At 35.6% G+C, this 23,852-nt stretch carries 21 protein-coding genes; 7 read left to right on the plus strand and 14 right to left on the minus strand.

Features of this window, described 5'->3' with window-relative positions; all coding sequences use genetic code 11:
* Positions 1–9: 9 nt before the first annotated feature.
* The 6 genes from C8N46_RS05795 to C8N46_RS05820 form a co-directional block, all read right to left on the minus strand.
* Complete coding sequence (locus tag C8N46_RS05795; RefSeq protein WP_108113928.1) at positions 10–336, minus strand: hypothetical protein; 327 nt, start codon at positions 334–336, stop codon at positions 10–12.
* Positions 336–1,589 (minus strand): dihydroorotase, encoded by a 1,254-nt coding sequence (locus C8N46_RS05800; RefSeq protein WP_108113929.1) that lies wholly within the window; start codon positions 1,587–1,589, stop codon positions 336–338. Before C8N46_RS05800 ends, C8N46_RS05795 begins: the two co-directional genes overlap by 1 nt.
* Entirely contained in the window at positions 1,586–3,511 is a 1,926-nt protein-coding gene (locus C8N46_RS05805; protein ID WP_108113930.1) for a BatA domain-containing protein, read from the minus strand. Before C8N46_RS05805 ends, C8N46_RS05800 begins: the two co-directional genes overlap by 4 nt.
* A 418-nt stretch (positions 3,512–3,929) precedes the next feature.
* Positions 3,930–6,575, minus strand: a complete 2,646-nt coding sequence (locus tag C8N46_RS05810; RefSeq protein ID WP_108113931.1) for a carboxypeptidase regulatory-like domain-containing protein — start codon at positions 6,573–6,575, stop codon at positions 3,930–3,932.
* A gap of 6 nt (positions 6,576–6,581) precedes the next feature.
* The gene (locus C8N46_RS05815; protein WP_108113932.1) at positions 6,582–7,385 is read right to left on the minus strand and encodes a GLPGLI family protein; all 804 of its coding nucleotides are present in this window, start codon (positions 7,383–7,385) and stop codon (positions 6,582–6,584) included.
* A gap of 86 nt (positions 7,386–7,471) precedes the next feature.
* The gene (locus C8N46_RS05820) at positions 7,472–7,675 is read right to left on the minus strand and encodes a hypothetical protein (RefSeq protein WP_108113933.1); all 204 of its coding nucleotides are present in this window, start codon (positions 7,673–7,675) and stop codon (positions 7,472–7,474) included.
* 315 nt (positions 7,676–7,990) lie between these two features.
* Here C8N46_RS05820 and C8N46_RS05825 point away from each other — a divergent pair, with 315 nt between their 5' ends.
* Positions 7,991–9,283: a patatin-like phospholipase family protein gene (locus C8N46_RS05825; protein ID WP_108113934.1), complete on the plus strand. Its 1,293-nt coding sequence runs from the start codon at positions 7,991–7,993 to the stop codon at positions 9,281–9,283.
* Positions 9,284–9,572: 289 nt separating this feature from the next.
* Here the strand turns inward: C8N46_RS05825 and C8N46_RS05830 are convergent, their stop codons facing one another.
* The 4 genes from C8N46_RS05830 to C8N46_RS05845 all read right to left on the minus strand — a co-directional run bounded on the left by C8N46_RS05830 (position 9,573) and on the right by C8N46_RS05845 (position 11,971).
* Complete coding sequence (locus C8N46_RS05830) at positions 9,573–10,025, minus strand: WapI family immunity protein (RefSeq protein WP_108113935.1); 453 nt, start codon at positions 10,023–10,025, stop codon at positions 9,573–9,575.
* 146 nt (positions 10,026–10,171) lie between these two features.
* The gene (locus C8N46_RS05835) at positions 10,172–10,621 is read right to left on the minus strand and encodes a hypothetical protein (RefSeq protein ID WP_245896731.1); all 450 of its coding nucleotides are present in this window, start codon (positions 10,619–10,621) and stop codon (positions 10,172–10,174) included.
* Positions 10,622–10,709: 88 nt separating this feature from the next.
* Positions 10,710–11,531, minus strand: coding sequence for a hypothetical protein (locus C8N46_RS05840; protein WP_108113937.1), 822 nt, complete (start codon positions 11,529–11,531; stop codon positions 10,710–10,712).
* A gap of 134 nt (positions 11,532–11,665) precedes the next feature.
* On the minus strand, positions 11,666–11,971 hold the full coding sequence (locus C8N46_RS05845) for a hypothetical protein (protein ID WP_108113938.1): 306 nt from the start codon (positions 11,969–11,971) through the stop codon (positions 11,666–11,668).
* 502 nt (positions 11,972–12,473) lie between these two features.
* Between C8N46_RS05845 and C8N46_RS05855 the strand changes: the two genes are divergently transcribed.
* On the plus strand, positions 12,474–14,030 hold the full coding sequence (locus C8N46_RS05855; protein WP_108113940.1) for an NAD(P)/FAD-dependent oxidoreductase: 1,557 nt from the start codon (positions 12,474–12,476) through the stop codon (positions 14,028–14,030).
* A 331-nt stretch (positions 14,031–14,361) separates the two neighbouring features.
* Entirely contained in the window at positions 14,362–14,787 is a 426-nt protein-coding gene (locus C8N46_RS05860) for a hypothetical protein (RefSeq protein ID WP_108114133.1), read from the plus strand.
* A gap of 379 nt (positions 14,788–15,166) precedes the next feature.
* Here the strand turns inward: C8N46_RS05860 and C8N46_RS05865 are convergent, their stop codons facing one another.
* The gene (locus tag C8N46_RS05865; protein ID WP_108113941.1) at positions 15,167–15,928 is read right to left on the minus strand and encodes a TIGR02757 family protein; all 762 of its coding nucleotides are present in this window, start codon (positions 15,926–15,928) and stop codon (positions 15,167–15,169) included.
* Positions 15,929–15,993: 65 nt separating this feature from the next.
* Between C8N46_RS05865 and C8N46_RS05870 the strand changes: the two genes are divergently transcribed.
* From C8N46_RS05870 to C8N46_RS05880, 3 genes are all read left to right on the plus strand, one after another.
* On the plus strand, positions 15,994–17,004 hold the full coding sequence (locus tag C8N46_RS05870) for a carboxypeptidase-like regulatory domain-containing protein (protein WP_108113942.1): 1,011 nt from the start codon (positions 15,994–15,996) through the stop codon (positions 17,002–17,004).
* 67 nt (positions 17,005–17,071) lie between these two features.
* Positions 17,072–17,332, plus strand: a complete 261-nt coding sequence (locus C8N46_RS05875) for a hypothetical protein (RefSeq protein WP_108113943.1) — start codon at positions 17,072–17,074, stop codon at positions 17,330–17,332.
* 16 nt (positions 17,333–17,348) lie between these two features.
* Complete coding sequence (locus tag C8N46_RS05880) at positions 17,349–18,746, plus strand: TlpA family protein disulfide reductase (protein ID WP_158269085.1); 1,398 nt, start codon at positions 17,349–17,351, stop codon at positions 18,744–18,746.
* 53 nt (positions 18,747–18,799) lie between these two features.
* Here C8N46_RS05880 and C8N46_RS05885 read toward each other — a convergent pair whose 3' ends face one another.
* The 3 genes from C8N46_RS05885 to C8N46_RS05900 all read right to left on the minus strand — a co-directional run bounded on the left by C8N46_RS05885 (position 18,800) and on the right by C8N46_RS05900 (position 23,037).
* Positions 18,800–19,375, minus strand: a complete 576-nt coding sequence (locus tag C8N46_RS05885; RefSeq protein ID WP_108113945.1) for a hypothetical protein — start codon at positions 19,373–19,375, stop codon at positions 18,800–18,802.
* Between the two features lie 470 nt (positions 19,376–19,845).
* Positions 19,846–20,505, minus strand: coding sequence for an ABC transporter ATP-binding protein (locus C8N46_RS05895; RefSeq protein ID WP_108113947.1), 660 nt, complete (start codon positions 20,503–20,505; stop codon positions 19,846–19,848).
* A gap of 51 nt (positions 20,506–20,556) precedes the next feature.
* A complete protein-coding gene (locus C8N46_RS05900; protein ID WP_108113948.1) occupies positions 20,557–23,037 on the minus strand; it encodes a DUF5916 domain-containing protein in 2,481 nt (826 codons plus the stop codon).
* A 213-nt stretch (positions 23,038–23,250) separates the two neighbouring features.
* Here C8N46_RS05900 and folE point away from each other — a divergent pair, with 213 nt between their 5' ends.
* On the plus strand, positions 23,251–23,847 hold the full coding sequence (folE, locus tag C8N46_RS05905; protein ID WP_108113949.1) for a GTP cyclohydrolase I FolE: 597 nt from the start codon (positions 23,251–23,253) through the stop codon (positions 23,845–23,847).
* The last annotated feature ends 5 nt before the right edge of the window (positions 23,848–23,852 follow it).

Genomic DNA, 23,852 nt, shown 5'->3' on the forward strand with positions numbered 1-23,852 from the left:
GTTTTTTAATTAAATAGATTTAAACCATTCCTGAAAATAGTCGCCTACAATTGGAATTGGTCGGTATTCACGTTGAATGGCGTTGACAAATGCGAATGTCCAAAGTACGACGAAAAACACGTAAAAAGGTCCTGAAACCAGCCAACTGTTAAAATAACCAATAAAAATCGCGATGGAGTAGAAGAGTATGTTCAATCCGAGCGATTGGCGAATGTGCATGGCTGCAAATTTGTTTTTGGTTTCCATGTTCATCGAATACGCAATGACGAGTCCAATGAGTGTCAAATACGAAATCATGGCGGTTTGTCGTCCAGCTTCTATCGTTTTTGAATCCATTATGAAATTAGTTTTTGGTTTTTATGAACGATTCCATAAACACTTCCTTTTAGTTTTTTGCCTAAAAAAGCGGAGTTTTGCGAACTACTGTGAATGTGCTCGTTGCTAAAAGTATAGCTTCCTTCAGGATTGAAAAGTGTCAAATTTACCGTTTGTCCAACCGCAATAGCGGACGTTTCTACGCCAAATCGCTCTTTTCCTGCGCTTAACATTTTGATAGTCGTTTCGGTATCAAAAATTGTTTGCAACGCACCAAAAGCACTTTCCAAACCAATGGTTCCGTACAGTGCGTTGTCAAATTCTACTTTTTTATGTTCTACGTCAATCGGATTGTGGTCAGAAGTCACCATATCGATAGTGCCGTCTTCAATACCTGCTATCAACGCTTTTCGGTCGTTTTCGGTGCGTAATGGCGGCAATACTTTGTAATTGGTATCAAAGCCTTCCAATTCGTCATCAGTTAGTACCAAATTGTGAATGGCAACCGAGCAACTTACATTCAAGCCTTTTGCTTTTGCTTTTCTAATCAATTCCACAGATTTCGCGGTAGAAATCGTCGGAATGTGTAGTTTTCCTTTGGTGTATTCCAACAAAAATAAATCGCGTGCCACGTGTAGTTCTTCCGCCAAGGAAGGCATTCCTTTTAAGCCTAGTCGCGTACTGTTGTATCCTTCGTTAACAATGCCTTTTCCCACAATGTCGTCTTCTTGCGGAAACGACAAGACCAAACCATCAAAATTATCTGCATATAACAACGCAATCTTGAGTAAATTCGGGTTTTTCACTGCTTTTTGATAATCGCCAAACGCTACGGCACCTGCATTTTTCATATCGAATACTTCAGCCAAATCCACACTTTTGCTAGCGTTGGTTAGTGCGCCAATCGGATGTAAATCCACAATATTTCCAAAGGCTTTACTTTTTAAATATGAAATATCCGCTTTGGTATCTGCAATTGGATGTGCGTTCGGATTTACCGCAATCGCAGTAAAACCACTTTTGGCAGCGGTTTTTAGACCGTTTTCAATCGTTTCACGTTCTTCAAATCCAGGTTCTCCCAAACTTACGCTGCTATCAAACCAACCTTGAGAAATGTGTAGGTTCTCCAGCGAAATGGTTTCGTAGTTTTGCGAATTTTCAAGGGAAGTTGCAATTTGGGTGATCACTCCGTTTTCTATCAAAATATCCTTTTGTGAGCCATGATGTTCACTCGTTTTGTCAATGATAGTGGCGGATTTTATGATGAGGTTCATTTGACGAATTTTAAAATTAGCATTTCAATTCCTAAAAATACCAACGCAAAAATAACAAACCATTTCCAAAGCGAAGCTACGGACTGTTCATTTTTTAATTCTTCAAAAAATTGCGCCACGCTTGTATGTGTATTTTCGGGATACAAATTGGCAAGATTGTGATACTGTAAATCGCTTTCGTTTCTCGAAAAGTTATAGCTGATTTGCTGCAATTCCGTGTTTTGATTTTTAATGCTGTAAATCCCTGCTTTTGTTGGAAATTCGTCCGTCGTCAAGCGAACTTTATTGTTAGATGTTTGTTGCAATGGAATGAATTCTTCTTCCAGATTTGAAATTGTCAAAACAGCATCCTGTGTCAGCGACGTTTGCACATCCACGACATTTTCGCGTCCAAGCGTATAATATAAATTCGTTAATCGCAGACTGTTTTTCGCAATATTATAGAAAATAGGAACAATGAGCGGCGAACTTTGAAAGTTGGAGTTTTCACGATTGACAGCAGCTGTAAATACATAGATTTCATTATTCGCTACCAAAAATGGCAGATTGTTCTCAAAGCGTAAAATCGCTGCCGTACTTGCCAAAGAAAAGTAGTGATTGACTTTTGGATATTGGAAGTTTGTCACTTCTTTTTCAAACACATTGGTAAATAACGGATGCGAAAAGTTGATGTTGGTAATTTTCTTTTCTGTGATATCAACAACTTCTTGTAATGCGCTAAAATTTGTCGCTTGTAAAAGTTCGTTATAGCTGGCGAGATTACTTTCCTTAGCGGGAATAATCACGAGTGAACCGCCATTTTGCTTGAAACTTCTCAGTGCGGTCAACAACGGATTCGGAATGGTTTTTAGTTCATTCAGCACAATCAATTGTTGCGTAGCAATTTCGTTGTAATTCAGTTGATTTAAGGGTGAAGAAGTTAAGTTGAACTCGTCTTCTGTGTATAATTTTTGAAGGAATTCATCATCCGCTTCATTAATAGCCAACACGTTGATTTTTTCAGGTTTGTTGATGTTGAAAAACAAATTGTTGTCAAATTGCAAACTCGTATCATCAATGCGAATATTTCCTTGAATGATTTTGTTGGAAGGAATTGAAAAACTCACTTCCGAACTTTTTTGCGCGTCCAAATTCACAGACGATTTTGCAATCAGCGTTTCACCGTCGTACAACGAAACGGGCACATCTTGCACAGGAACGCCTGAATTTTTGAGTACAACCGCAATTTTTACCGTATTTGCGTCTTGTTCGGCAATATACAGACTGTCGAGGGCGATATTATTGGCATTCGCGGGTTTTACTTGTACATAATTTGTCGTGAACGTACTATCTGTTTGTGTTTGTAAGGGTTCATTTTGTTGAAAATCTGAAATAAGAATCAGGTTTTTTACCGAATTCGCTTGTTTGGAAAACAACTTCCGACCTTTTAACAACACAGATGGAATCGCTTCTTGTTCGTGTGAATAGTCCAATTGTAACAATTCGTTTCGAATGCTTTTTATCGTTGTATTTTTGAACGTTTCCGTATTCGTAAATAGTGAGATTTCTTCCTCTTCGGGAACCGTATTTAGTAGTTCTTGCACTGCACGTTTCAGCAAGGCGCCTTTTTCACCTTTGCTTTGCATGCTAAACGAATTATCAAGATAAATCACGGTTTCTTTGTCCGTTTTCACAATATCTCGATTTGCAAAATACGGTTGTGCAAACGCAAAGACCAATCCCGCAATAGCGAGCAATCGCGTCCCTAAAATCAGCCATTTTTTAAGTTGCGAACTTTTACGTGTTTGCAGAATCACGTTTTGTAGAAACTTCACATTCGTAAACGCAGTTTTTTCAAAACGACGCAACTGAAATAGGTGAACTAAAATAGGAATTAGGAGTAAAAATAACGCGTAAAGTACTTCTGGGTTTTTGAATTGCATTCGGAACTAAACATTTATTCAAATATAAACGTTTAATTTTATTTTAGTATGGTTTGTGGTTGATAAAGGTTTGTTAAAAGGGATACTTCCTATTCGATGAATTAAAAAAAATGAAGTTTTATTTTTAATCATCTATGAAAACTTTCTCAGAGTTTCTGCAACTATATGTTCTACATATGTAGGTAACATATGTTCCTTTTGGAGTCTTTTCTTCATTGTCAATATACATAGTTTCTCCACAATCCCAGCATTTTTTAGTTGGTGCCATAGTTTTCTGTTTTAAATTCCACTGCTAATGTAACAAGAAGATTTAATGTTTTTTTATGGGAAACCATAATAGCAAAAATTTAGTTTCTGTTTATATTATTTTTAAAGTGAATCAAAAGGCTTCTTGTAATCAATCCAAAAAATCAACACCCTAAAAATTAAACTTCGTACTCAACAACACTTGTCGCGGGCGAAGGATATAACTGCTTTGCGTATATGAAAACGCATTATTGAGGATGGTTCTGAATTGATCGGAATTGAAGAGGTTTCTGCAATTGAGTTCTATATCGATTTTACTTTTCTTGAAAGTGTATCGGTAAGTAAAGTCCAAAAAGTAGTTTTCTTGTGGCTGATTGGAAATGTTGTTTTTGTAATAGGTCAAGTCCAAACCGATGAATTGATGTTCGCTTGGGAAAATGTTCAGATTTCCGATGTGTTCTTGGTTCGTAATGGTATCAAAGCGTTGGTTTTCGAACTTGGTGTTGGAAATTGAAGTGTTGTTTTCGTAGGTAATATTTAACCAATCCGTGAGATTTGTGACCAATTTTCCCTGAAAAAGAATACTGTTTGTCGTGGTATTGGCAAGAATTCCATTTAAAAATTGGTCTTTTTGATCAATATAGAAATTACTACCAAGTGTGATATTCGTTTTCAATTTGCTAAAATACTTACTGGCTTTGATGTTAAAACTGTGTGTTTGGATGGTGTTATCCTGTTCAAAAAAGCCAAACTTGGACGTTCCATCTGCATTTACGGTGTTTCCAAAAAGTAAATTTTGTTGCGTATTCGCATATGTATAATAGCTATTGATGAATAGTGAAGAAACAGGATTTCTATATGAAAACCCAATAGAAGTATTTCCGCTTACTTTTTCTAATATCGGATTGTTATAGCGTTGAATGTTTCTGTAATTATTCAAAATAAAACCATAATACAACTGGTCTAAATCTCCAAAATCATTGGATATATTCATAGACAAACTTGCTTTCCAAAAGGCGTTGAGGTCTTTTTTCACAGTCAATTTTGGTTCAAAGATGAGTCTGTTGAGGTCTTGCGTTCTTGAAGCTTCCAAAGCGTCATTTCTATCAAACAGCAACAATTTTACAGGTGTTTCTAGCGCGAGTTTCCACGTTTCTTTTTCGTATTGTGAAAGCAAAGTGGTGTAAAAACTTGTTTGGGTAAATTGCAAATCGTTTTGAGAATCTTCTGAAAAAACAGTTTCCTGATTGTTTTCAAAAGTAGCAATGCGACTGTCTAAAGTTTGATGCAGCAACGAAAATCCAACTTTCGGAATCAAGGTAAATCGCTTAATTTTTTTCGTAAAACTGACACGATTGTTGGTGTAAATATTTTCGTGTGTCACACGTTGGTTAATATTATCTAAAGCATTGCCCGCATTGAAAATATCTTCAAACTGACCTGGCGACACGTGTAAATTTTGTCGTGATTTTGTATATGTTACGATAGATTGCAGCGTAATAATCTTTTCACCGAAAGGTGTCAACAACTTGAATTTATTGCTCAGATTCGTAAACGGAATTTCCGCTTCTTGCAAAATTTGTTCGTTATTCAATAGTACGTTTCCTCGTTGCGAATTCCAGTAATTATCAAAGGTTAGGGTATTTTTTAAATATTTCTTTTTAGTGTTTTTGGAGAAAATCAACGAACTTTTTAACGCGTTTGTAAAGAGCGAATTGTTGGTGATTTCAGTAATATTAATGGTGTCTGTTGGCGTAAAAAAAGTCGTTTGTGTGTTTCCAATTTGCCGCTGAACGTCGTTGATATACGAAGCATTCACTTTTAAATTGACATCTTTTTCAATTCGCGTGAGATAATTTGCTGTGACTAAATGTGCGTTGTTGTCCAACCAATATTTTTCGGAAAAAGAAGGCGGAAAAAGCTCCACAATACCAACCCAATCTCTTTTTTCAGTATTGTTTTCAAATTCGTCCAGTAAATCTTCTAGCGTCAGTGTTTTTATTTCGTTGGAAATATTTTTACCCGTAGCATTTGTTTGATAGGAAGTAATAAGTTGTTTGTTTTTGGAGAATAACATCGGCGTGACATTCACATTCCATAGAAATGGCGAAAATCCGCTACCCAATCGGGCAACTCCTGTGACGGTGATGTCTTTTTTGAGTTTGATATTTAACGAAGCTCTGTCCGAAAAAACCAAGCTATCCAATAACTGGATTGGTTGGTGATTTTCTAAAATTTGTACTTTCGAAACGGAGTTTGCGGGTAAATTGTTATTAGCAAGATTGTATTTTCCTTCGAGCAAATCGAGTCCTTCAATATAATATTTTTGTATAGGTTTCCCTTGATAAAGAATTTTTCCATCGTTCAAAACTTCAATACCTGGAAGTTTTTTCAACACATCGGCAATGACTCTGTCTTTTTGATTTTTAAACGAGTTTACGGCATAATTAATCGTATCTCCTTTTTTCGTTATTGGAGCATTTTCAATTACGACTTCTTTCAAATCTTCGGTAGAAGTGACAAGGGTGAAATTTAATTTTTGAGACGTATTCGCAATAATTTTCGTCTGTTTGGCATATCCAATAAAGGAAACATTGATTTGTAAAGAATCAAGCGTTGCAGAAACATTCACTTCATATGCGCCTGTTTCATTAGAAATAGCATACGCTCTAATCACATCTTCACCAACGGCAGAAACCACTACAGTTGCTCCTTGAAGTTGCTCATTTTTTTCATTAAAAATTTGTCCACTTATGGTAGTTTGCCCAAAACAACAACAAGCAAACAGCCAACAAGAGATACAAAAAAGAACACGCATACGCACTTAATTACTCAACTCAATAGGATTGTTTCTTTTTTTAAGTTTTGCGCGAACTTGTGCCTTGTATTCATCATTTAGCGTAAATCCTGATTGTGAAATGCGCTCAACAGCATTCTCTTTGTATTCGTTCATTTTTTCTCTAAATGTGGCACGCGTTACCTCGTAAATCGGTTTGCTATTGTCTACTACGGAAGGCATTTTAGCAACAGTTGCTTTTTTCTTCAATTCAAAAACATAATGTTCTTTTGCATCTGAAATTTTGACAATCAATCCTGGCAGTCCGTAAAACTTATACGGTCCGTCAGTAATCGGAATTTCGTTGGAAAACCAAGCGGTGTAATCTCTACCAGCGTACGAAGTCGTTGCTTTTTGACATTTAAAACCGTTGATGGTTTTTGTCTCAGTAGTAATTTTCCACGGAATCGATTTTTTAGATTCTTTATACATAAAATAATCTTTAAAAATCTTGTCGTAATACACAAAATCATCTTTTCCGTAATGCTTTATAATTTTATAATTGAATCGTGTCTTAGGAAACATGGATGCATTAATACCATTTGCAGCAAGTTCAGGATTATTTTTTAGTTCTTGTATGATAGAATCGCGCTCAAAACCATTCTTACTCAAAAAGGCGGATTCTTTAGAGTTGGTAAACAATAGCATATCTTCAACCTGTTTGCTATACACATCCGTAGAGTCTGATTGATATACAAGTTGATAGGTAAATTTATAAATTTTTGCATTGTCTTTTTGCGCTGTGGCAGAAAAGGAAACGAAACATAAGAAAATAAAAAATAACTTTTGCATGGTATAATGTGAGGTTAAGTCATAAATAATTTAAAAAACGAATCTGTCCACAAAAAGTAGACAGATTCTACTATACATTGATGTTCTTAGCAAAGAATATCGTCTGCTATTAACACAATATCAATAATGTCTTCAAGGGTATCACCACAGGCAATACCTTCAATTCCACATGATAATGTAGCTGGAATACAAGCAGCAGCTTCTGCTTCAGTTACTGTTTGGTTTGATTCTCCAGCAAACGAGAAAGTCGCTGCTAATAAGAACGCGCAGGTTAACATTAAATTTTTCATAATTAAAATTGGTTTTTGTGCCCCATTAAGGTCTTGGGCGGTTAGTGGCGACCTTTCCCTTATAATTTTTGGTTATTTTTTAATTACAAATAAATCCGAAACAAAAGTGTTGAAATGTTATTCTTGATATAACACTTAAAACCTTCTTTAAAAATAATAAAAATATTACAATTTAAAATCATAAAAAATAATAAAAACGAACATTATAAATAATGATTATAAAACCACGTAAAACTACGCTAGTTTAAACTATCAACGATACGTATTTTTAAATAGCTTAATAATCAGTAAATTATAAACTAACAATATGTGTATATGAAAGCAAAAAAATCAATCGTATTTCTTTTATGCATGAGTCTATTTTTAATAGGGTGCGACAAACTTAAAGAAGCAACCAACTCCAAAACAACTTCAGATGCAACACTAGTAGAAGGAACGCCAACAGCAAGCAAAAGTATCTTATTACTCACCATTGATGGCGGAGGCGTAAAGGGAATTGTGCCTGCAACCATCTTAGCACAGTTGGAAAAAGACATGGGAAAACCAATTTACCAAATGTTTGACATGATTGGCGGAACGTCTACAGGCGGAATTATTTCTGTGGGATTGACGACACCAAAAATACAATCATCAAATTTAAAAGTTTCCGTGCCGAGAACCGCTGCTGAAATTCAAAATATTTACTTACAGCATTGCAATGACATTTTAGTGCCTGTGAAAGAAACAGGACCGTATTATTATGCGGATAGTGGCGGAACGAATTCTGTGGGAATTGAAGTGTATTTGCGCGGATTGGTTGGTGATACCTTTTCTTTAAGGGATGCATTTACCAATATGACCAATTTGCCAAACAGCCGCGTGCGTGATGTGTTTACAACTTGTTATATTGTGAATGGTGACGGTCATAAACAAACCAAAGCCATACAAGGTGTCAACTACGGACCGTATCAGTTTACGTGGAGTAATGCGATAAATGCTAGCAAAAACGAAAATTACTATGCGTGGGAAGCGGCACGCGGCACCAGCGCTGCACCAACCTTTTTCCCAATTGCCAATGTGGGCGGAACGAACAACGGGCGTTCCTCAGCTACGGAACGTTGGGTGATTGACGGTGGCGTGGTAACGAACAATCCAATCATTACTGGAGTAGATTTGATTCGCAACAAAGGAATTGATGTGCGTAATGTCGTAGCAGTTTCTATAGGTTGTGGTATCAATCCGTTTAATGGCGGCGTGAATATTCGCGATCAGGCAGTGAACGATTGGCAACCGTACGGGCAAAAATATGGTTTTTGGAATACGGCAAATTGGGTAGCAGAAGATTTATACAATTTGGAAAATGTATCCACAGGTCGCGGACGATTGATAGAATTACTCATGTACGCCAATCAATTTACGGCAGACCTACAATTTGAAAACCTCATCAAAACAGGCGGCATTAAAGATGGCGTACGCGTACAAGCCATTTTACCACAAAACATAAACGATTCTTTTGATTGCAACATGGTACCCGCATTACAACAAGCTACTATTGATTATATTACCAAAAACCCACAAGGGATTGCGGAGTATAATAAGTTGAAGTCGTTGTTGCAGCGATATTTATAGGGTTTAAAAGAGTTTCTAAAGGTCATACTATAATTAGTGTGACTTTTTTATTTCTAATAGCTGGAGGAAATATTTTAAATTCACTAAAAAAATGTAAACTCACTTGATTTAGTTATTTTCAAAATAAAGTCACTATTTGGTCAGTGTAGTTGATTGTAAGCGGTGCAAATTTTAGGATTCCATAGGAAAACTCAAAAGAAAAGCACTCTTAAAAGTGCTAGGAATGCCTTGTTTTTTGTAGAATTATTGGGTTGTGCAACGGTTATTGTTGTTGTGCGCTGGCTTTTTTTCATCCGCTTGCTCTTTCTGGAAACGATTTCGATTCCATTATTAATTCCTCCGCAACTTTTTTCAATTCCGCGTTGTCCATTTCACAATCCACAAAATATTCTTTTTCATCATCTGCACTTTTTGGACGAGATTCTAAGTCAAATTTAATTCGCACAGTTTTTAAGTCCGATTGATTTTTGATTAATTCAAATTCCAAATTCGGTTCAATAAAAACAAGCGAATCAGAATCCGTTTCAATGTCATTTGAGAGTTTCTCAAACCATTCGATTATTTCTTTTAAATCTCTTGTCAAAAGTGATGGGGCAACCGTTTCCCAATTTCCGCAATCACTTTTTACTTTTAAATAAACCAATAACCAATTTGAGTCATATTTACAATCCGTTATTTCAGGAAACTGGTAGTTAGTTATCCTAAATTCAACAGTTTGGTCATTAATTCCTTTAAATATCATTTATTTCAGATTGGTTTTTTTAGCTTGCGGTCTCGGCTATGAACAGTTGCGTGTGTTAGCACGGACTTTTGCAAATAAACTATAAGCTGAAAATTCCGCAGGAATTTTCAGGATAAGCCTGTAATAGCAATTGTTTATAGCCAATGTTAGCTTTTGTTGTTTTTAAATTCAATTATTCGCTTTATATAATCTTCCAATTCCTCTTTTTCATCGCTCGACATTTCGTTTTCTGGAATCAGATAAAATTCAGCTATCTCTTTTGCTGATAGATTTCCTTTTGATTTCAGAAACTCTACTTGATTTATAAAATCATCCGCTTTTTTCTCAAATAGAATTCCTCTTAATATAGCTTGTTCATCTCCGCTTATAATTCTGTTTCTTTCATCTTTATTCAAGTCAGAAGTTAAGTAAGTTGTATCAACAGCAACTTTACTCTCAAAATTCTCGTTAATTTTCCCTTTTCCGTTACAGTAAGCACATTTTCCAGGTCTCCATTTGAGTTCTTTATTCAGCCTTTTTATGTCCTCCCAATCCACGTTTCCTTTCCCCAAACATCTTGGGCAGTCCATTTTTTTCTTGTTAAATATTTTTTTCATGAAGTTCATTGGCAATAAAAGCTAACGGTTTGTGTATGGTACGTATCCCGCAGGTTATGCACTATACACCGTGTTGTAGATAGTTTTTTTAATATTTCTTTTCCAAGTACATCTTTCGTATTCCGTCTTTCCATATGAAGTATTTGGTTCCTTCTAATGATACTTCTTCTTCAATTACATTATCGGGAGTATTTTCATCTAGGTTAACAGGGTTTTTTTTGTCAAGAACGCAAAAACCATCTTTCGAGACAAACAAGTATTCTGCAATCTTATCTGGCAGTTCTTGGTAGTAAATCACTCTTTTGAGAACATAATATGAAGTACTACCTTCTTTTTCTTCTATCCGAGTTAGTTCTTCTTTAATTTTTCTGTCTTGGTTAAAAAATGTAACTAGGTGAATATTAGAAGAATCTGAATAATCAATTGTCTTATATAATGTACCTCCTAGATTATTATATTTCCATAATCCCACCTTTTTCTGATTTTTAAACTGTCCTTCAGCATGTTTTGCTTTTAGGTATCTGTCTGTATGGTAAGCCTCAAATTCCTCTACACTAAAATCAAATGGTTCTTTTCTATCTGTTTCAGGAGTAGAGTAATATTCTAAGAGAACCGTGGCTGTCATTCCATATTTATAAAAATTCTCTTCAGAATCTCCTAGAAGTTTGGTTAGTACGTCAAGTTTTAGTTTTTCATCTAAAAGTGAAGTGGAATAGAATAAGCCTTCATTAACTTCAATGTTGTTTGAGTCAGCCCGGTGCAGTTTTTCAAAATGAATCTTTGATTTTTCAAATTCCTCATCAAAAAAATATTTCCATCCTTCTTTGATATTGTCGGCTGATATAGATTGTGAGTTTGACTGACAACCAAACACAAGAAAGAAAAGTATTGAAATTAAAGGTGCTTTCATATGGTTTTTCTTAATTATCTACAACGTGATTGTATAAGATTAGTTGCGTGGTTTAAGCACCTAATTTAGCAAATACAAACCAGATAGAAAATCCGCGAGGATTTTCATAAATAGGCTTGCACTAGCAATTAATTTTATACGGTGTTGGCAGTAGTTTTTATTTTTAATTCGGTTTTCTTTGTCAATAATTTATAAATTTCATTTCCAATTATTCCACCAACTAATAATGATAAAATGAAATTCAAAATATTCGGTTCTGGATGTCCATTACTTGCTGGTCCAGCACTATAAAATAAACTCAAAAATGAATTCATTTCGTGAGTGTGATAATAGCAAATGTCTGGAATTAGTAATTCATATAACACAGTAAAACTGGTCAGCACTATTCCAATTCCGCAAACTGAAATCAAAGTCCATTTTAAAGCTTTACTTTCTTTCATTTATTTTTTTCTCGAAAAATGGTTTTGTCAGGTTTCTTAAAACGATGTAAATAATAATGAAACTTGAAACGATTAAAAGTCCGTTAACGCTAAATTTCTCATCTTTCATTCCGCCGAGAAAATAAAGTAATGTCCTAATTCCGACTAAAATGGAAAGCAAAATCATAATTCCGTAAAAGAAATTGATGGTTTTCCATAAATATTCAAACATTATTTGCTTGTCGTATTTGTCTATCATTTCGGTTTTCTCAAATTACTGCCAACGTATGTATATACGGAATTCCTGTTTATATACTAAAATTAGTAAATAACAGGAACTTTTTTTGTTATAACTTCCCATTATTTTCCTAAATGTATAACAAAACCCAGACATACACAATGTGGGTTCCCGTAAAAACAAAAAATAAACCACTCAAAAACGAATACACGCAATAACTAACCAACTCAAACAACAAATAACAAAAAACAAACAACGAACAACAAAAAATAATACCTTCGCAGTATGATTAAAGAAATCCAATTGCGCGTTACGCTGGAAGAAGAAACCCAAGACGCTATTTTGTTGCAAAAAGCACTTAAAAAACTGCGTTTAAGTAGGGAAGAAGTAAGCGGTATCAAAGTATTGCGAAAGTCTATTGACGCTCGCAATCCGTTGATTGTGTTTAACTATAAAGTCGCGGTGTTTATCGGCGAAACGGTTCCCGAAACGAGCGACTACCAATTTGATTACAAAGATGTGTCGAACGCGAAAGAAATTCACATTGTCGGATTTGGTCCTGCAGGTATGTATGCGGCGTTGCGTTGTATTGAATTGGGTTTTAAACCTGTCGTACTGGAGCGCGGAAAAAAAGTGCAAGAACGTCGTCGCGATTTGCGTGCCATCAACCAAGAGCACTTTGTCAATGAAGATTCTAACTATTGTTTTGGCGAAGGCGGCGCAGGAACGTATTCGGATGGAAAACTATATACACGAAGCCTCAAACGTGGTGATGTCCGCCGAATCTTTGAAAATCTAGTGTATCACGGTGCTACGGAACAAATTCTGATAGACGCGCATCCGCATATCGGAACGAATAAATTGCCAAATATTGTGCAAAACATTCGGGAAACCATCATCAACTACGGTGGCGAAGTCCATTTTGAAGCACGCGTGACCGATTTCATCATCAAAAACAATACAATACAAGCCATACAACTCCAAGACGGACGTGAATTCACGGCAACGCGCGTCATTTTAGCTACGGGACATTCGGCGCGAGATATTTTTGAATTATTACACAAAAAACAAATCGCACTGCAAGCCAAATCGTTTGCCATGGGCGTTCGTGTGGAACATCCGCAGGAAATCATTGATAACATTCAGTACCATTGCACAGGCGAACGTAACGAGTTATTGCCTGCCGCAGCCTACAGTTTGGTACATCAGGTGCGCGATAGAGGTGTGTATTCGTTTTGTATGTGTCCGGGCGGATTTATTGTTCCCGCAGCGACGGCAAACGGTGAAGTCGTTGTGAACGGAATGTCTCCTTCGCGACGCAATAATAAATTTGCCAATTCGGGAATTGTGGTGGAAATCAACGCAGAAAAAGATTTACAAAAATACGAACACTTCGGCGTCTTAAAAGGCTTGGAATTTCAAAAAGACTTGGAGCGTTTGGCGTTTACCGCTGGCGGACGAAGTCAAGTAGCGCCTGCACAACGATTGACGGATTTCGTAGAAGGAAAACTATCAAATGACTTGAATCCGACGTCGTATCAACCTGGTTTACAATCGTCTCCCTTACATTCGTTATTACCGAAAGCTATTGGTGGACGCTTGCGCAAAGGATTTGCTGCTTTTGGCGAAAAAATGAACGGATATTATACCGATCAAGCGAATATTGTCGGTGTGGAATCGCGGACATCTTCGCCTGTCAACATTCCAAGAAAAGAAAACTTAGAACATCCACAAATCAAAGGACTATTTCCCTGTGGTGAAGGCGGCGGTTATGCAGGCGGAATCGTTTCTGCAGCAATGGACGGCGAACGCTGTGCAGAAGCGGCTGTTGTTGGATTGTAGTTTTAGACGAAAACAGCAATAGTACCCCTTATTGACATAGGGTAATCCCATACAGTATACTTTTGAACCATTACATGACTCCTTACAAGAAGTAAATTACTATTTTTAAGGATTAAATTCACGTTTATAGCAACTACATCAACGCTTAAAAATACTTATGTCACGCTTTTTAAGGTCAAAATAATGCTTGTAAATATCAAATCAACACTTAAAAACATTAAAAAAGTAGTAAAAAATAGTTGAGTTTCGCTTTTATTGTGAAGAAAAACAATTGTAAGTATTAAAATATTCATTTATCTTGTTGGCAGAAAACGTACTTAAAATTCTGATTATGAAAATTTTGAAAAAACTCTCATTCGCGTTGGTGGCACTGATGCTTTTGTTCTCATTTACGGCACCAGGAGGTGATTATGTGGGAAAATGGAAAGGAAAAGATAAAGGCGATATTGGCTTTTTAACGTTGACCAGCGACGGATATGCTACTTTTGAATTCAACGGGCAAACGATGGGTGGAAAATCATACAACCATCAAGGAATCAATGCGGCTATGAAATATACCGTGAATAGCGGAACGAATCCTAAAGGAATCGATTTTATCATAATGGACAACGAATCGAAACGTGAAATGGGACGCTTAAAAGGCATTATTAAGATGAATTCGAGAAACGAAATGCAAATGGCGCTTACTTTTGGTGGCGGTTACGGAAGACCTACGGATTTTTCTAAAGATGCCGTCGTTTTTAATCGTGTCAAATAACAGTAAACATATTACATCTACAGAAACCTTGTCAATTTTGATGAGGTTTTTTTTTTGAATGTTGAATGTTGAATGTTGAATTGTTTTTGGCTAAATTATAAATGAACAAACCAAAGACATTGGTACATTGTTAAATTTTCAAATTGACACATTAAAAACGTCACTTCGAGTGTTTTCCCGGAGGAAAAATGTATCGAGAAGTGCTTTGAAACTCAAAATTTTAAATGCTAACTATTGAATTGTTTTCAACAAAACTTCTAAACCATAAACCAACAACTAAAAACCATCTTTCAAAGTAAAAATACGGAACGCATTAAAAAAAGTCTAAAAATCTAAAAGCAAAGCGGTCTAAAAGCAACGCGCGTCTAAAAATCTAGCATCAAAACTTCTCAAAAACCCCCAAACCAAACAATGCAAAATCATACTTTACAGGATCATTCGGATCCAATTTTCGCAAAGCTGTATCTAACTCTAGTAAAGCTTTAGCATCATTTTGTTTGCGTTGTAGCAAGCCTAATTTGCGTGCGACATTTCCAGAATGCACGTCTAGCGGACAGGATAATTGCGAAGGTGAAATTGATTTCCAAATACCGAAATCAACGCCTGCTTTGTCGTTGCGAACCATCCAACGAAGAAACATATTGATGCGTTTGGCAGCACTTCCTTTTTTGGGGTCTGAGACGTGTTTTCGCGTACGTTCAGGATGCGGAATGCTGAAAAAGACCTCTTTAAAATGTGAAATGCTTTCTTGTAGATTTTCTGTGCTAGCATTTGCGAAAACTGCTTCCAATCCGCCGTGATTTTTATAAATATTTTTCAATGCTTTTACAAAAAATATCAAATCCGTTCCGTTGAACGTTCGGTGTACAAACGATTGCAGCTTTTCTAAGTCTTCTTTGGTATGATTCATGATAAAATCGTAAGGAGAATTACCGAGCAATTCCATCATTCTTTTGGCATTATTGTTGATCATTTTTCGATTGCCCCACGCAATGGTTGCCGTTAAAAAAGCAGCAATTTCAATGTCTTCTTTTTGGTGAAATTGATAGGGAATTTGAATCGGATCACTTTCCACGAATTTGGGTTGATTGTATTCCAACACTTTTTCGTCTAAAAAGGATTTCAGTTCGGTTATATTCATAAGATTTCGGAATCTTTTGACAAAAATAAGTATTAATTTTAGGAACCATCCATCAAACAACAACTATGATAAAAAACTACGCTTTATTATGTCTTTTTGCATGCCTTTTTTTCGTATCAACATCGCACGCACAATCGTTGGAAGGATTTGTGTTTGACGAACAAACCAAAGAACCTTTGTATGGTGTTTCTGTATATTTTGACGGAACAACGATTGGAACTTCTACCAACGAAGACGGAAAGTTTTCCATCAACTATCAGGCTTCTACTAAATCGCCTTTAGTGGTGAGTTTTATCGGTTATGAAACCTTGTTGTTTAATGTGAGAGAACTGGAAAACGGCGCAAAAATTTATTTAAAATTAAAGCCGCAAGCACTCGGAACGGTGTATTTGGAAAACGATCCGTGGTCAAGGGCAAAGAAAATGGCGATTTTTAAGCGTGAATTTATTGGCACTTCCGTAGAACTATTTCAGTGTCGCATCCTGAATTTGGACGATATCAAATTGACTTACAATCCCACTACACAAAAGCTACATGCGTATGCCGAAAAACCAATTATCATCAAAAATAAATATTTAGGTTACATGGTTTCGTACACGATGGAAGCCTTTGAAGCGGATTTAAGCGTTACCAACACAGGACTTGTATTGACGCGCAGTGTGTATATTGAAGGTGCAACATTTTATGAAGAACTCAATAAAAGAGTTCGTAGAAGACATCAAAAAGCGAGAGAAAAAGAATTTGGACAATCGGTATTGTATTTTATGCGTTCTTTAGCCAAAAAACAATTGACAGAAAACGGTTTTCAAATCTTTCATAAAGGATTCATTGTGCCGCCGTATAAGTATTTTAAAATCACGCCAAAGGGCGAAGATACCCACGTAACATTCACCGCAGATAAATTGGTGATTGTGTATGATCGGTTTGAAAAATCGTTCATGACTATTCTGGACAAAGAAAAAGATTTTGTCATCAACAAATACGGAAATTATTCGCCTCCACGAAGAATCTCTTTTGGAGGCGTTTTGGGCGACAAGCGTATCGCGAATACGCTGCCGTTGGATTATGGGTTGTAAATATATGTAAGAATATACTTTATTTTTAAAGAAATATAATATCTTTGAAAACATAAAATATTATATTATGCTAAAAAATATCTTACATTTAAGAGGAGTGTCGATACTCAACAAAAAAGAACAGGAAAGCATCAGAGCAGGTTCTAATATTTGTAGAATTACTATTATTTATCAAGATGGAGGGCGAGACAGTGTTAATGTTTTTATTTCTGGTTCTACTGGTGAGGAGATTTCTCAAGGCGCAAATAATTTTTGTTTAAGTGAGATATATAATGAAGGAGTTTCTAGGTGTTTTTATGATTGTGAATACGATGGTTTCGGACAATAAATAATTGATAATGAGGATGCTTCTTAAAAAAAACAGATGGAAACTAGGCTATCTGTGTTGTGTTTTTATCATTTTGTACGCTTGTCAACAAAAAAAGAAAAGTAGTATACCTGTAAATAATACTATCAAAAAGGATATAAACGTAGAAGTAGAAGATTCATTAAAAATCTCAATATCTTTTAATACAAAAGGTTTTACCGACTTAAATTTGGTTAACAATTATTTTCATTTTGAAGAGTTAAAATTTGATAATACTAAACAAAAGGATACAATAATTACTCATAAAATAAAAAAGAACTTTGAAAATCAAATTATCAGTTTTTTAGGTTTTTCTGTAATTAATGGAATACCAAAAAAGCATCGCCATCATTATTTAATTCGAAAGGAAACCAAGAGTTTAGCATTCACTTATTATCAAGGGAATATTCTTTTAGAAGATTCAAGAGAAGGAATTCTAGTGGATTCTCTCTTTAATACATATTCTCAAATTTCTTTTCAAATAAAGAATTCAAATAAGCAAGATCAAAAATTGTTGAAGAAAACATTAGACAGTCTAAAACATGGTTTTAAAGAATCTTTCATAATTAAAAAAGATACTGTTTTACAAACACTGAATGATTATCTGTATTATAATGAACTTCAACAACTAAACCCTTATGAAAAAGAAATAGATTCCTTTCTAAAAAACATCTCAAAGCCAATTGCGAGTAGACCATTATCAAATTTATTATTTTATTATGTAAAGAATAGAATTGAGGACTTTACATATGAGAATCTTACGTTAAAAAAGTATTCAAAAGAATATCTCGATGTACTCGCAATAGGAATGTTTAATTTTTTGCGTCACGAAAATAATTTAGGAAATCCAAAATATAATGCTGCTATTTCGTGGTTAAAAACTACAGATTTGTATCAAAAAGATACAGCTTTTATTCAAAAAAAAATACAGCCATTAGATAATAAAGAATTCAAAAAAAAGCTCCAAAACTTAAAAGTGTTTTCTAAGGATTTTGATAAAATTTTGTTTTCAAAAATTATGAATCAATATCCTTCGGATTATTATCTTATTGACTTTTGGGCAACTTGGTGTGTTCCTTGTATAGAAGGAATAAAACTCATGGAAACTATGGATTTTCCTGAAAATGTCAAAGTAATAAGCCTTAGCATTGATGAGCATGAAAAAAGAGAAATTTGGAAAAGAACAACAACAAATTTACATCAAGAAATTACATATTTGATTGACAAAACAAGTCCAGAAAGTAACGACTTTACAGAATTTGTAGAATTAACTTCAATTCCGAGATATATACTAATAGATAGCAATATGAATCTTATTGATGAGTCTTTTCTTCACCCAAACGAATCAAATTTCTTATCAAAATTAAACGATGTTAAATATTCAAAGTTTTGGTAATAATGTATAAGATGAAAAAGGTAAAATAATGAGCTCGTTATTTTTAAGGCAAATTACTCCGTAAACGTCACCGAATTTGTAGTTCGAACTAATTCTTCGTCGTTTTCAAAAGTGATTGTCAATGTAAAAGTAACCGTGGTTTCTGTGGGAATTACAGTGTCAAAAGTTAAAAAGTAATCTTCAGAACGATTGGTAAGTTCATAGTTGAGTGCAGCTTTCATATCATTCATAGAAAAACCAGTTTCCTCAGAAACAACACCAAAACCAACCAACACATGCTCATTTAATGCATTTCCAGCGGCAATTCCGAAAAGTGGAACATCAGCAGTCAACACTACATTGGTAACAAATTTGGTAATGATAAATTCGTCATCGCAACTTGTCGCATAAGCCATATTGATAAAATTGGATTTCCGAATCAAAGAAGTTACGGGCGAAAAATCATAATCCGTCTTGGCGAGTAAACTAAAATCTTCATTTGTAACGCTTGTAATGTCATTATCTGCCATATCTCTCACCGTAAAATCGATGGTACTTAGAAAAATATTGTTGACATCGGTGCAGCAAGCATACAAGCAAATTTGAAGCAAGGTACATGCCACAACTAATTTGAGAATTTTTGATTTCATCCGTTGAGTTTATAGCTAGATACGGAAACGCTGAAAAGGTTGCGCACGTTGAAATTCTAAATATAAAATGTAAAATTTTAAATGTAAAAGTGTTTTTTGATGTTCAACTTAAATCTATGAGGCTAAACGTCACTTCGAGTGATTTTCGTAATGAAATGGAGAAAAATTGTATCGAGAAGTACTCAGAAACTATTCGTGTCAAAGTACTTCTCGATACTAAATTTCTGCGAAATTTCACTCGAAGTGACGCTTTTTTCAATGTATTAATTTGATAATTTGAAAATGTGCTAATGGCTTTTATTTAGAACTGAAAATATACTTCCGTCAAGCTGAACTCTATTCAGCTTCCCATAAAGCAACTAAAATTTTCAACAAAAACTACTTGCTTTTGTCATAGAGATCGAAGTGACGTTTTGTAATTCTAAAAACCGAACTTTCTTATTCAACATTCAACATTCAACATTCAACATTCAAATAATATCCCCATCGCGCATTTCAATGGTTCTGTCTGCCATGTCGGCGAGTTCTTTGTTGTGGGTGACGATGACAAAGGTTTGCCCGAATTCTTCTCGAAGTTTAAAGAAGAGATTGTGTAAGTTTTCTGCCGATTCAGAATCTAAATTTCCACTCGGTTCGTCTGCAAAAATGATGGCAGGTTTGTTCATCAGTGCGCGTGCAACGGCAACACGTTGTTGTTCTCCGCCCGAAAGTTCATTGGGTTTGTGATGGTAGCGATTTGCCAATCCTAAAAAATCTAGCAATTCTTTGGCTCTTTTTTCAGCAGTCGCTTTGTCTTTATGTTGAATAAATGCTGGAATGCACACATTTTCAATCGCTGTAAACTCTGGAAGTAATTGATGAAACTGAAAAATAAATCCGATATGGTCGTTGCGGAACTTTGCTAGTGCTGTTTCGGAAAGTTGTTCGGTTTTTACACCGTTGATAACAAGCGAACTATCTTTGCTAGACGCCATTTTATCCAACGTGCCTAAAATCTGTAATAAGGTAGTTTTTCCTGCGCCAGAAGCACCAATAATGGAAACAATTTCGCCTTTTTCAATCTCTAAATTGATGCCTTTTAAGACTTCCAAATCGCCGTATTGCTTGCGTATATTTTTAGCTGTAATCATTCCAAAAGTGTAATTGGCGTAAATGTACTATTTAATGCGGTGTTGCACAATTTATGAGTTGATATTTGTCATTCTTTTTTTACGTTGAAATAGACCTTTAACATTATTGAAGTCAATAAAATACACCAATCGAATAGATAAAGTGTGATCAATTGGCTCGTCGAACAAACGATTTAAACTATCAAAATACGTAGCTTTAGAAGCATCTGACTGATTGAAAATTTGATTTCGATACAACGCCGTTAAAAAACTTCCAGGACCAAATTGCCACGTATAACTCAAATCCAAATTCCAAGTGCTAAAGTTGATGTTAGAGTTTCCTAAGCTTAATTCTTCAAAAGTGTTTGGCGATTGTACCACACGACCGTTTTCTTGTAAAAAATACGGCGTATCGTCGTAATCTACGGTAGTCCAATAGTTTCTAAAGGTCAAATTGAGCGCGTGCAAAGCATTGAAACTGTAATTGGCAGAAATACTATTGACCAACTCAATTTGATCGCGTTGCCCAAAAATGATTTCTCCTTCCAAATTGTTGGAATCGTTGGCGTAGCCTCTTCGGTTATTTTCTACATTTAATGACGAACTGTACACCAAAATACACTTATCATTCACACGAACTCTAGGCTCCAATCGCACACGATATCGTGTAAATCCTTGATCATCTTCAAAAAATGTGGCAAAATTAGCATTCATGTCCAATGCAAAGGTTTTGTTGTAATCTGTAGAGATAAATCCGCCAGCATAAAATTCATTTTCTCGAATAAAGAAGCGTCTATTTTCAAAATCGCGCGGTTCAAAATAATCGTATTGTTTTCCTGGCGCAAAACTAGCATCAGCACCAAATGCCATCAAACTTTTCTTAGACACAGCAAATACATTTACACCAAAATTCGTTCCTGTAAAGACATTCGGATCGTACAAACGATTGTAATTTACCCACGTATTGATTCTAAAATTATTCAGCTTTTCTGTCGGTTCAAAAATTTGATATGATGCATCAATTCCGAAGTTGTTAAAGTTGTTTCGAAAGTTCAATCCTAAATCGTTGATGTCGTATTTGGTATTGGAAAAACTGTGATCAAAACTGTATCGAAACTTTCCGTTTATTTTACGAATAGCAAAAAATGAATTCAACCCAGTTTCAGTTCCGGTAGGTAAATTTCGATTGCTCATACGCAAGCGCGTAGCAATACTCATCGTATTTTTTTTGTTGACCAAATCCGCCACAAGTCCCGTAACATTGGCGTCTCTAAAACCACTTCCATCACGTGTAACGTTTGTGTTGATAAGACTGATGGATGAATTTTGATTGAATTGTTGATCAACCACTAAAATATTATAATTGGTCAACGGTTCTACGACTTCTTGGCGAAATTCGCCTGTGTCGTTGTTTCGAACGGTTGCTTTGGTGACTTCGGTAATGGCGTTAAAAAAACCAATTCCCAATCCGTCTTTGGTGCGTCCAGAAACTTTCACGGCATTGATTAATTTGACTTTGTCGGGCGAATTGACCAATTCTTCATTATCGGCTAAATCTACACTTCCAGAAGGAGCATTTCCGATACGACGCGAGAAAAATAAACTTCCTTTGTTAAACAAATCGACGCCTTCAGTAAAAAATTGCCGTTGCTCAGAAAACGTCTGTTCAAAAGGCCCTAAATTTAGTTGTAAATTGTCAAATCCAGCTTGACTGAAATCGGGGACAAGCGTCGCATCCAACGTAAAATTTTCGGTAATTCCATACTTTACATCCATTCCGAAATTATATTCATCTGTCGTAACGCCATCAAACGAATTGATTACAGTAGACGCAAACGGATATAAAATCAAACGTGTTGGCGGCTGAATGTCGCGTAAACCTTTCATTTCTCCTGCATACAAACCGATATAGCCTTTGGTTGGGTCAAACGGATTCCACGTGTATTGTTTTCGTGTTTTTCGAAACTGTCGGTGAAATTGAATTCCCCAAGTTGGCTCTTCTTGATTCGTAAAACGTAGCGCTCGGTACGGAATTTTCACTTCTACAATCCAACCATCTGCCACAACTTTGGTAGCATTTTGCCAAACGGCATTCCAACTGTAATCTTCTCCAATGGACGGATTGGCAATTGCATCTGCCTGTCCACCGTTAGGAAACACTACAAAATACGTATCATTTTGTCCGTCATTATTCGGATTAATCGCAATGATAAAAAAGTCGTTGATTCCAAAATTGTCACGACTCGTAAATTGACGCATGATATCTTCGGGTTTATCACGCAAATACGCAGCTACATAAATAGCTTTATCGTCGTAGGTCATTTTTACCGTTGTCTTTTGATAATCGGGAAGTGTATTTCCAATGGCAGGTCTAAACTGAACAAAATCGGTTGCAACATCTGCATTTTGCCAAACGTCATCGTCTAAAACACCATCAATTTTTGGCGGCGTTGACGTACGTTTAATGTTGTATGTTTTTTTGAAAATACTGTCTTGAGCAATGCAATTTACTGTAAAAGAGAAAAGTAGTACGAATACTAAAAAACGGCTCATGTATTTGTTTTTTTGATTGAAGTTGTCTTAAAGAATAAGGGAAACATGGTTTGTTACAGTAAGACTGCGTAAAATTACCGCGAACCGTCACGTTTTTATCCTAAAAAAAAGTTAAATCTCACTTAAAAAAATAACAAGACAGATGATTCTCGTGAGTTTGATTGGATTTTTTTTAAGTATCTTTAGGCGATTTGAAAAATTGAAAGAAAAATAATGTCTTATAGAAAATTAGAAGAATACGATTTACAAGTAACGCAAGAAGTGAAAAATCGTTACAAAACGATTATTGAAGAGTTAGGCGAAGATACTACTAGAGAAGGCTTGTTAAAAACTCCTGAACGTGCCGCAAAAGCCATGCAATTTTTAACGCAAGGGTATGATATGGACGCTGCTGAAATTTTAAAAGGAGCCATGTTTGCGGAAGATTATAACGAAATGGTGATTGTAAAAGATATTGAATTGTATTCGTTATGTGAGCATCATATTTTGCCGTTTTTCGGAAAAGCGCATATCGCGTATATTCCTAATGGACATATAGTTGGATTGAGCAAATTGCCACGTGTGGTAGATGTTTTTGCGAGACGATTGCAAGTGCAAGAACGCTTAACGCACGATATTTTAGAATGCATCAACAACACGCTAAAACCTAAAGGTGTTGCCGTAGTGATTGAAGCTTCTCACATGTGTATGATGATGCGCGGTGTACAAAAACAAAATTCGGTGACCACCACTTCTGGCTTTCGCGGTGCTTTTGAAAGTATGGAAACACGCAATGAATTTTTAAAACTCATCAGTTCAGATTTATCCTAAATAGT

The sequence above is a fragment of the Kordia periserrulae genome, from assembly GCF_003054265.1.
GTDB classification, from domain to species: Bacteria; Bacteroidota; Bacteroidia; order Flavobacteriales; family Flavobacteriaceae; genus Kordia; species Kordia periserrulae.